The sequence below is a fragment of the Ruegeria sp. AK4 genome (assembly GCF_056541025.1).
In genome coordinates, this window is record NZ_JBQFXS010000065.1 from 1 (window position 1) to 1,468 (window position 1,468).

A 1,468-nucleotide genomic window follows, 5' to 3' on the forward strand; every position below is an offset into this window, starting at 1 on the left:
CTTGGAGCGACCCCATCTGCTGATCTAGCAAAGGTTGTGTCACACGGACCGGTCAAATCGGGCCAACCATTGTAGCACCGGGCGAATCCGCCCTACACGCAAAAAGCGCCTCTTGTGGCGCTAAGTGTTTGATATCCGTTTGAGAGTTTTGGTTGCGGGAGTAGGATTTGGCCTTTGCCGAACATCCGCAAAATTGACGTCCTAACGATAGTGGAATGCCTCATCTGACTAGGTCCACCGTTATGTATAGTGAACGGAGGACAGAGAATGGCAAACAAGCGGCACAAGCCCGAGGAGATAGTTCAGAAGTTACGGCAGGTTGATGTGCTTGTCGGCCAGGGTATGCAGCGCGTGGATGCGATCCGCGAAGTGCGCATTACCGAGCAGACCTATTACCGATGGCGCAAGCAGTATGGCGGTATGGGAACCGACCAACTTAAGGAACTCAAACGGCTCCAGAAAGAGAATGAACGGCTTCGGAAAGCCGTGTCGGATCTGACCCTGGACAAGCTAATCCTTAAGGAAGCAGCCCGGGGAAACTTCTGAGCCCCGCCCGCCGGCGTGCCTGCATCGACCTGATCCGAAGTAGGATGAAGGTTTCAGAACGCAGGATCTGCCGGGTGCTGGGGCAGCATCGATCGACGCAAAGGTACTCTCCCCGAGGCCGGGAAAACGAAGACCGGCTTGTCGCGGACATGATTGAACTGGCCCGGCAATACGGCAGCTACGGTTACCGCCGCGTCGCCGTTCTGCTGAGAGATGCGGGCTGGCAGGTCAGCGTCGGCCGTGTTGAGCGGCTATGGAAGCGGGAGGGGCTGAAGGTGCCACGCAAGCAACCAAAGAAGAGCCGTCTCTGGCTGAACGACGGATCATGCATCCGCCTGAAGCCTGAGCACCGCAACCATGTCTGGAGCTACGACTTCGTGCATTGCCGCACTGACGACGGCAAGGCGTTCCGTACCTTGAACATCCTCGATGAGTTCAGCCGGGAATGCCTGTCAATCACAGTGAAGCGGAAGCTAAACTCGACCGACGTGATCGACGCTCTCACCGATCTCTTCATCCTGAGAGGGCCGCCGGCATTTGTGCGCAGCGACAATGGCCCCGAGTTCGTTGCCAAAGACGTCCGAGCATGGATCGAAGCCGTGGGAGCCAGGACGGCCTTCATCGAACCGGGCAGCCCTTGGGAGAACGGCTATGTGGAGAGCTTCAATGCCAGGTTCCGCGATGAACTTCTGAACCGAGAGATCTTCTACTCGCTGAGGGAGGCTCAGATTATCATCGAAGGCTGGCGGAAACACTACAACACTAAGCGGCCCCACAGCGCTCTCGGCTATCGGCCACCAGCTCCTGAAACCATCGTCCAGATGGACCCGAGGCCAGTCATGCACTAACAATCAAGTCGGACCAGTCAAATCAGGCCATCCATCTCGAGCTCTTGAAAATCAAGACATCAGGGATCTTCAGC

Annotated in this window: 1 protein-coding gene; it reads left to right on the top strand. The window is 56.8% G+C overall.

Going from position 1 to position 1,468, the window contains the following annotated elements; genetic code table 11:
- The first annotated feature begins 267 nt into the window (after nt 1-267).
- Nucleotides 268-1,394, top strand: a protein-coding gene (locus tag ACR0EZ_RS25860) for an IS3 family transposase (protein WP_170790453.1) whose coding sequence is annotated in 2 segments (ribosomal slippage) — nt 268-532 and nt 532-1,394 — 1,128 coding nt in all. Because the reading frame shifts where the segments join, the coding sequence is not laid out codon by codon here.
- Nucleotides 1,395-1,468: the final 74 nt, after the last annotated feature.